Here is an 8,039-nt window from a genome sequence, read left to right as displayed (position 1 = left end):
GGGTGCGCTTCAACTGGCAGCTCGGCCGCTTCAACCGCGACGACGGCTTTCGCGCGGTCGTGGCGATGAACGCGGTCAACTATCTGGCGGAAGGCAGCTTCCCCGCCGATGTCGAGATCGCGACCGGCATCGGCCATATTGGCAATCGATCGTGGGAGGTTCTGGCGGTCATGCACCAGCACGGCCGCGCGATCGCGACTTGCGACACCGTGCTCGTCATGACCGACCCAAAAGAGGGCGGCATCCCCGATGATTTCCGCGCCGCGCTGTCGGCCAAGCTGATGAACGGATCGGCGGGTTAGGCTCGCGTGCGGCGGCGCATGACATAGGTGATGATCGGGCTGCCGACCGCCAGAACGACGACCGCCGCGAACGGTGCGATCATTCCGGCGGTGAACGCCAGTCCGCCGATCAGCACCGGGATCCAGCTCGCGCGCAGATGCGGCACCAGCACCGTGTCGCTGGCATCGGCGCGACGAAGCTACGGATGGCGGAGCGCCAGCCGGATGATACGCTGGTTGAGCACGCCCAACAGGATCAGCCACAGCGCATAGAAGCCGACACCGACGCGCAATTACGCATATTCGGCGACGATCGCGGTCGGAAATGGCGTTAAGGCGACCGCTAGCAGCAGGAACAGATTGGCCCACACCAACGTCGGGCTGGTCGCGCGCATCTGCCAAGCGTCAGGTGGTGCGACGCCCAGAACCGCGCCAGCACAAGGAAGCTGACGAGAAACCCGATATAGCTTGGCACCAGCGATAGCAGCGCCCGCGCGAGCAGCCCGTCCTCCATCCGCGCAATGTGCGGCAGCTTCACCTCGACCACCAGCAGCGTCATCGCGATCGCGAACACCGCATCCGAAAAGAATGCCATGCGCTCCAGTTGCGCGCGATCGTGCTCATGATCGTCGCCCGTCATCGCTGATGGCCGCATTCGTCGGCCGCTTCGCACCTTCCCCGGCGGATCGCGCTAGCCACAAACCACGCTGGCGACAATCACGCCGACGGTCACGGTCGATCCTCAAACACCGGCGCACGCTTCTCCATGTTGGCGCGCACCGCCTCGATCTGCTCCGGCTTGCGGATCAGCGCGAGCTGCTCCTCGCTCTCCGCCAACAGGATCGCGGCCGCGTCCAGATCGGGCAGCGCGTTGAAGATGCGCTTGGCCGCGCGCACCGCCTTGGGGCTGCGCCCGGCGATCTCGCGCGCGATACTCATCGCGCGTGCGCGGGGATCGTCGTCCAGATGCGTGACCAGCCCCCATGCCTGCGCCTCCGCGGCAGTGAACTCGCGACTGGTGTAGACCAGCTCGCGCAGCACGTCGTCGCGCGCGGTGCCGCGCCACAGCACGAACCCGCCCATGTCGGGTACCAGCCCCCAGTACGTCTCGCGGATCGCCATGCGTGTGGCGGGATGCGCGACGCGGATATCGGCGCCCGACAGGAGCTGGAACCCGCCCCCCATCGCGACCCCGTGCACGGCCGCGATCACCGGCACGCCTAGGTGGCGCCAGCCGGTGCAGACATATTGCGGCGTGTTCGCGATTCCGTGCGTCCGCTCGTCGAGCGCCATGCCCGATCCGCCCCCCGCCATCGACGCCATGTCGAGCCCAGCGCAGAACGCGCGCCCCTCGCCCGACAGCACCACCGCGCGCAGACCCCGCATCGTCTTCAACCGCTCGATTGCGTCGACCAGCGCGGTGAACATCGCCGGATCAAGCGCGTTCATCTTGTCCGCGCGGGTCAGCCGCACGTCGGCGACGCCATCATCAAGCGTGATCGATACCCGATCGCCTTCTTTCACCGCGTCGCTCATGGCTACCATCTCCTTTAGTCACTTGATGACGGGCTAGCCCACCGTAACCGCGGCCTGCAACCGATCGACCCGCACATTGCCTGTGCCGCGGGTCGGTGTAGGAGGCGCGCATGAAATGGAACCCGTCCTCGATGACGCTCGACCAGCTCGCCGACATCCGTTTCGGGGGGCACGGCGGGCGGCTCGGCATCCGCTTCCACGCGCGCGCGGCCGACTGGATCGAAATGGCGCTGCCCTATTCGGACGCGCTGGTCGGCGATGAGGCGAGCGGCGTAATCGCCTCGGGCCCGATCATCGCGATGATGGATTTGGCGACCAGCTTCGCGATTTGGAATCAGATCAAGACGTTCGTGCCACAGGCGACGCTCGACCTGCGGATCGACTACCTTCGCCCCGCACGCCCCGGCCGCGCCGTGATCGGGCGCGCCGAGTGCCTGCGCGTCGCGCGCTCGATCGCGTTCACGCGCGGGATCGCGCACGACGGCGACCTGGACGACCCGATCGCGCACGTCGCCGCCACCTTCATGATACCGAGCGGGCAATATCCGCGCCTCTCGCATGCACCCGTCGAGGAGCAGGAGGCATGAGACTGCCGCCTTACGCCGCGCTGCTCGGCGCCGTGCTTGAACGCGCCGAGGACGGCACGCCGATTATGATGATGCCGTTCCACGACGGCGTGATCGGGCGCCCCGGCTTCCTGCAGGGCGGCGCGATCTCCGGCCTGCTCGAGGTCGCCGCAATCACCGCGCTCCACCACGCACTGGCGGAGGAAGGTGGCGGACGGGTCAAGCCGATCAACGTGACGATCGATTTCATGCGCGGCGGGCGTGACCGCGAGACGCGCGCGGCGGGCACGATCACGCGGCTCGGCAACCGCGTCGCCAACGTGGAGGCGTTCGCGTGGCAGGACGATCGGGGCAAGCCGATCGCCGCCGCCCGCATGAACTATCTGATCGAGCGCGACTGAGCCTCGCCCCGCTCCGCCCCATCCGGTCTGGCTCAGCCCTTCGGCGTCAGGCGCAGCAGCTTGCCGCCACCGCCCTTTTCGCCGTCTTGGATCACCCAGATCGCGCCGTCTGGCGCCTGCGCCACGTCGCGGATGCGCTCGCCCATGTCCCACCGCTCCGCCGCGCGCGCCTGCGCGCCGTTGACCGCGACGCGCACCAGCGACTTGCTCGACAGTCCGGCGATGAACAGTGAGCCGCGATACTGCGGGAACATCGCGCCGGTGTAGGCGATCATCCCGCCCGGCGAGATCACCGGGTTCCACCACAGAACCGGCGCCTGGAACTCAGGCCGCGACGGATGGTCGGGGATCTCGACACCCGAATAATTGTCGCCGTTCGACACCAGCGGCCAGCCATAATTCTTGCCCGGCTCGATCAGGTTGAGTTCGTCGCCGCCGCGCGGTCCCATTTCCTCTTCCCACAACCGCCCGTCGGGCGCGAAGACGAGGCCGTATGGGTTACGATGCCCGCTCGACCAGGTCATCGCCCGCGCGCCGCCCGCCTTGTACATCGGATTGCCCGGCCACGCCTTTCCGTCGAGCGTCAGCCGCACGATCTTGCCCAGCAACTGCTCAGGGTCCTGCGCCGGCGTAAAGCGCTGCCGCTCGCCCGAGGTCAGGAACAGCGACTTGCCATCGGGCGCGAACGCGATCACGGCGCCGAACTGCCCACCGGGTCCATCCGACCCCGCGCGCCAGATCACCCGCTGATCGCGCAGCTGCTCGTCGTTCAGTCGCGCGCGCATCAGCGCCAGGCTCGACCCGCCGTTCGGCCGCGGCTCGGCGTATGTCAGGTAGACCGCGCGGCTGGTCGCGAAATCGGGTGCGGGCGCGACGTCGAGCAAGCCGCCCTGCCCGTCCCCCGCCACCGCGGGCACGCCGCCTACATCGGTCACACGGCCATCGCCTGCGAGATGTTTGAGCGCCCCCGCCTTCTCGGTCACCAGCAGACTCGCGTCGGGCAGGAACGCGATCGCGAACGGCGCGTCGAACTGCCCCATCTCCGCAATTGCGACCGGCGGCGGCGTCGCAGGCGTGTTGGCGCGTCCGGTCGTGGCCGGCACGTTGCGCGCGGTCGGCGCAGGCGCGTTCTTCGGCACCGGATCGTTGCTGCCCGCGACCTGCGGCCCCTGCGGCCCGCTGGTCACGTCGGCAGACGCGGCGGCCGCGCCCCCGCTCTGCCGCTGCGGCTCGGCCGAGCAGGCGGTGGACGCGAGCAGCGCGGCGGTGAAGGCGATCAGGCGCACGGACATATCCCCGGTTGTTGCAATACCGACTGCGACAAAGGCGAGCTGCGCGCGATTGTTCCGGCACGGGCCTGTCACGAACTATTGCCGGCGCGCGCGAGCGTTGCCGGCTTGCGGCGGTGGCGCGATCGATCTATATCACGCGTGCTTTCTCTTACATCGCCAGGTGCAAGGGGCTGCGGGGCCCAGCTCCGCGGCGGCAAGAAACGCATGTTCGGATGACCCGCTTGGACGATACAAACGCCCTTTATGCCATGATCGCACCCGAGGCCGAGGCGCTCGGTTTCGCGCTGGTGCGCGTGCGCCTGTTCGGCAAGGGTGACGAGCGTACGTTGCAGGTGATGGCCGAACGCCCCGACACGCGCCAGTTGACGATCGACGATTGCGCCGATCTGTCGCGTCGCATCTCCGACCAGCTCGACGCCGCAGAAGAGGCCGGGCGCGACTATATCGACGGCGCCTACCGGCTTGAGGTCTCGAGCCCCGGCATCGACCGCCCGCTGACGCGATTGCAGGATTTCGAGGACTGGAAGGGGCATGAAGCCCGCATCCATCTGACCCAGCCGGTCGACGGGCGAAAGCAGCTGACCGGCGACCTCGTGGGTACCGACGGCGACCGGATCACGATCGACGTGCGCAAGCACGAGCCGATGACGATCGGGTTCGATCAGGTCGCCGACGCGAAGCTGCTGCTCACCGACCGGCTGATCGCCACCACCGTCCCGCTCTCGCAAGAGGGCGCGGAAGAAGAAGAATTTGAAGAAGAGGACAGTCAGTAAGATGGCCACGGGCGTCACTGCGAACCGCGCGGAACTGATCGCGATCGCCAATTCGGTCGCGTCGGAGAAGATGATCGACAAGGGCATCGTCATTGAGGCGATGGAGGATGCGATCCAGCGCGCGGCGCGCACGCGCTACGGCCAGGAAATGGACATCCGCGCGAAGCTCGATCCCAACAACGGCGACCTGCGTCTGTGGCGCGTCGTCGAGGTGGTCGAGCTGGTCGACGACATCTACAAGCAGGTCGACGTCAACGGCGCGCAGAAGCTGCAGCCGGGCGCGAGCGTCGGCGACTATCTGGTCGATCCGCTGCCCCCGATCGAGTTCGGTCGCATCCAGGCGCAGGCCGCCAAGCAGACGATCTTCCAGAAGGTCCGCGACGCCGAGCGCGAGCGCCAGTATGAAGAATTCAAGGAGCGCGCCGGCGAGATCATCACCGGCGTCGTCAAGCGTGTCGAGTTCGGCCATATCGTCGTCGACCTGGGCCGTGCCGAGGGCGTCATCCGCCGCGACCAGCAGATCCCGCGCGAGGTGGTTCGCGTCAACGACCGCATCCGCTCGCTGATCCTGAAGGTGGTGCGCGAGAATCGCGGGCCGCAGATCTTCCTGAGCCGCGCACATCCCGACTTCATGAAGAAGCTGTTCGCGCAGGAAGTGCCCGAGATCTACGACGGCATCATCGAGATCAAGGCCGCCGCCCGCGACCCGGGCAGCCGCGCGAAGATCGGCGTCATCAGCCACGATTCGTCGATCGACCCGGTCGGCGCGTGCGTCGGCATGAAGGGCAGCCGCGTGCAGGCCGTGGTGCAGGAGATGCAGGGCGAGAAGATCGACATCATCCCCTGGTCGCCCGACACCGCGACTTTCGTCGTCAACGCGCTGCAGCCGGCCAACGTCGCGCGCGTGGTGATCGACGAGGAAGAGGACCGGATCGAGGTGGTCGTCCCCGACGATCAGCTGAGCCTGGCGATCGGCCGTCGCGGCCAGAACGTCCGCCTCGCCAGCCAGTTGACCGCCAAGGCGATCGACATCCTGACCGAGACCGACGCCAGCGAGAAGCGCCAGCAGGAGTTCGTCAAGAATTCCGAGACGTTCCAGAACGAACTGGACGTCGACGAGACGCTGGCGCAGCTGCTGGTCGCCGAAGGCTTCGGCGCGCTCGAAGAGGTCGCCTATGTCGAACTCGACGAGCTGGCCGGCATCGAGGGCTTCGACGAAGACCTCGCGCAGGAATTGCAGAGCCGTGCGCAGGAAGCGCTGGACCGTCGCGAACAGGCGAACCGCGACGAGCGGCGCGCGCTGGGCGTCGAGGATGCGCTGGCCGAGCTGCCGTATCTGACCGAGGCGATGCTGGTCACGCTGGGCAAGGCGGGGATCAAGACGCTCGACGACCTCGCCGATCTGGCGACCGACGAGCTGGTCGAGAAGAAGCGCGCCGAGCCGCGCCGCCGCAACGACGATGCGCCGCGCCGCACCGACCGCCCCGAGAACAAGGGCGGCGTGCTGGGCGAATACGGCCTCAGCGACGAGCAGGGCAATGAGATCATCATGGCCGCGCGCGCGCATTGGTTCGACGACGAGCCGACGACCGAGCCGGCGGCGGAAGACGCTTCGGAGGATCAGGACGCCTGATGCCGTTCGTATCGATCCGACTGGCGGGCGCGGCGACGCGCGAGCAGAAAGCGGGGATCGTGGCCGATGTCACGTCCTCGCTGGTCACGCGGCTGGGCAAGAATCCGGCGGCGGTGCAGATCGTGATCGAGGAAGTGTCGCCGGAGAATTACGGCGCGGGCGGGCAGTTGCTCGCCGACCGCGATGCACCCAGAGCCGGGGGAGACGCTCATGCGGAACCCCGGCGATGAGACGCTGACCGGCACGCCCGAACGCTCCTGCATCCTTACCCGCGAGCGCGCGGCGCCGGCGGCGCTGGTGCGGCTGGCGCTCGCCCCCGACGGACGCGTGCTGCCTGACGTGCGCGCGAAGGCGCCGGGACGCGGCGCGTGGATCGGGGTGGCGCGCGCCGAGCTGGAGCACGCGATCGCCAAGGGCAAGCTGCGCGGCGCGCTGGCGCGTGCGTTCAAGACCGGCGAGTTCGTCGTTCCCGACGATCTGGGCGGGCTGATCGCCACCGCGCTGGAGCGCAACGCGCTCGATCGGCTGGGCCTCGAATCGCGCGGCGGGACGGTACTGACCGGATCCGAGCGGATCGAGACGGCGGCGCGATCGGGCAAGCTGCATTCGCTCTACCATGCCGCCGACGCCTCCGACGACGGGTGTCGCAAACTGGCGCAGGCGTGGCGCGTCGGGTCCGATCGCGAAGGTTCCGACCTGAAGGGCTTGGCATTGCCGGTGCCGCGCTCCATATTGTCGTTGGCGCTGGGCCGCGAGAATGTGGTACATATCGGCGTCATCGACCGCGCTGCGGCACAACGACTCAGCGAAGCGCTCGATCGTTGGCTGCACTTTATCGGCCCTGATCTGAACACCGCACCTTGCGCTACGGCCGCGCAAGGCGCATCGGCGCCCGGCATCGCCGGGACGACCGCACCGGCCGTGAGACTGCACGAGGAATTTGAGTGAGCGAGACCGACAACGACAAGCCGAAACTCGGAATGCGCCAGCCGCTGGGGCTGAAGCGCACGGTCGAGACCGGCAAGGTGAAGCAGAGCTTCAGCCACGGCCGTAGCAATACGGTGGTGGTCGAGGTGAAGCGTCGCCGCGTGCTCGGTCCGCAGGGTGGCGCGCCGGAGGCGACGACCCCGGCGCCGGAGCCGACCCCGGCACCCGCCGCGCCGGTCGCCCCGCCGCGCGCCGCGCCGCGCCCACCCGTCTCCAACGAGACGGCGCAGGAGCGTCAGGCGCGCCTGCTGCGCGAGGCCGAGGACCAGCGGATGCACGCGATGGAAGACGCGCGTCGCCGTGAGGACGCGGAGCGTCAGCGCGCCGCCGAGGACGAGCGCCGCCGTGTCGAGGAGCGCGCGCGCGCCGAGGCGGAAGCCGCCGCGAAGGCCGCCGCCCCGGAGCCGACGCCGGCACCGGCCCCTGCTCCCGCACCCGAGCCGGTCGCGGAGGTGAAGGCACCGGCGCCCACGCCCCCCCCGGTCGTCGAGGCGGCCCCGGTCGAGGCACCTGCGCCTGCGCCCGTCGCAGCCGCCCCGGCCACGACGCCGCGTCCGGCCCCTGCGCCGA

At 68.8% G+C, this 8,039-nt stretch carries 12 protein-coding genes; 8 read left to right on the top strand and 4 right to left on the bottom strand.

Annotation, left to right across the window (positions count from 1 at the left end; genetic code table 11):
- Positions 1 to 302 (top strand): acyl-CoA thioesterase (locus tag QZ847_RS13675; RefSeq protein ID WP_294357348.1); only part of this gene is annotated, 302 nt, incomplete at its 5' end.
- Here the strand turns inward: QZ847_RS13675 and QZ847_RS13670 are convergent.
- The 3 genes from QZ847_RS13670 to QZ847_RS13660 all read right to left on the bottom strand — a co-directional run bounded on the left by QZ847_RS13670 (position 299) and on the right by QZ847_RS13660 (position 1,817).
- Complete coding sequence (locus QZ847_RS13670) at positions 299 to 454, bottom strand: hypothetical protein (protein ID WP_294357346.1); 156 nt, start codon at positions 452 to 454, stop codon at positions 299 to 301. The genes QZ847_RS13675 and QZ847_RS13670 overlap by 4 nt on opposite strands.
- A gap of 170 nt (positions 455 to 624) precedes the next feature.
- Positions 625 to 876, bottom strand: a complete 252-nt coding sequence (locus QZ847_RS13665) for a TMEM175 family protein (protein WP_294357344.1) — start codon at positions 874 to 876, stop codon at positions 625 to 627.
- Between the two features lie 134 nt (positions 877 to 1,010).
- Complete coding sequence (locus tag QZ847_RS13660) at positions 1,011 to 1,817, bottom strand: crotonase/enoyl-CoA hydratase family protein (protein ID WP_294357342.1); 807 nt, start codon at positions 1,815 to 1,817, stop codon at positions 1,011 to 1,013.
- A 110-nt stretch (positions 1,818 to 1,927) separates the two neighbouring features.
- Between QZ847_RS13660 and QZ847_RS13655 the strand changes: the two genes are divergently transcribed.
- Complete coding sequence (locus tag QZ847_RS13655; RefSeq protein ID WP_294357339.1) at positions 1,928 to 2,404, top strand: PaaI family thioesterase; 477 nt, start codon at positions 1,928 to 1,930, stop codon at positions 2,402 to 2,404.
- On the top strand, positions 2,401 to 2,784 hold the full coding sequence (locus QZ847_RS13650; protein WP_294357336.1) for a PaaI family thioesterase: 384 nt from the start codon (positions 2,401 to 2,403) through the stop codon (positions 2,782 to 2,784). The genes QZ847_RS13655 and QZ847_RS13650 overlap by 4 nt, the downstream gene beginning before the upstream one ends.
- 32 nt (positions 2,785 to 2,816) lie before the next feature.
- Here QZ847_RS13650 and QZ847_RS13645 read toward each other — a convergent pair whose 3' ends face one another.
- Complete coding sequence (locus tag QZ847_RS13645) at positions 2,817 to 4,070, bottom strand: PQQ-dependent sugar dehydrogenase (RefSeq protein WP_294357334.1); 1,254 nt, start codon at positions 4,068 to 4,070, stop codon at positions 2,817 to 2,819.
- 218 nt (positions 4,071 to 4,288) lie between these two features.
- On the opposite strand from QZ847_RS13645, the gene rimP reads away from it, so the two are divergent.
- The 5 genes from rimP to QZ847_RS13620 form a co-directional block, all read left to right on the top strand.
- On the top strand, positions 4,289 to 4,849 hold the full coding sequence (rimP, locus tag QZ847_RS13640) for a ribosome maturation protein RimP (protein WP_294357332.1): 561 nt from the start codon (positions 4,289 to 4,291) through the stop codon (positions 4,847 to 4,849).
- Between the two features lies 1 nt (position 4,850).
- Complete coding sequence (gene nusA, locus QZ847_RS13635) at positions 4,851 to 6,482, top strand: transcription termination factor NusA (protein ID WP_294357331.1); 1,632 nt, start codon at positions 4,851 to 4,853, stop codon at positions 6,480 to 6,482.
- Positions 6,482 to 6,712 carry a 4-oxalocrotonate tautomerase family protein gene (locus QZ847_RS13630; RefSeq protein WP_294357329.1) on the top strand — a complete coding sequence of 77 codons (231 nt, stop codon included), beginning with the start codon at positions 6,482 to 6,484 and terminating at the stop codon, positions 6,710 to 6,712. The genes nusA and QZ847_RS13630 overlap by 1 nt, the downstream gene beginning before the upstream one ends.
- Positions 6,693 to 7,430 carry a DUF448 domain-containing protein gene (locus QZ847_RS13625; RefSeq protein WP_294357326.1) on the top strand — a complete coding sequence of 246 codons (738 nt, stop codon included), beginning with the start codon at positions 6,693 to 6,695 and terminating at the stop codon, positions 7,428 to 7,430. The genes QZ847_RS13630 and QZ847_RS13625 overlap by 20 nt, the downstream gene beginning before the upstream one ends.
- On the top strand, positions 7,427 to 8,039 hold a 613-nt coding region (locus QZ847_RS13620; protein WP_294357324.1), incomplete at its 3' end, for a translation initiation factor IF-2 associated domain-containing protein. The genes QZ847_RS13625 and QZ847_RS13620, both read left to right, overlap by 4 nt.

It is taken from the genome of uncultured Sphingomonas sp. (assembly GCF_913778135.1).
Taxonomy (GTDB): domain Bacteria; phylum Pseudomonadota; class Alphaproteobacteria; order Sphingomonadales; family Sphingomonadaceae; genus Sphingomonas.
Note: the sequence above shows the minus strand (reverse complement) of the source record. Positions and strands in the feature narration are given on the sequence as shown.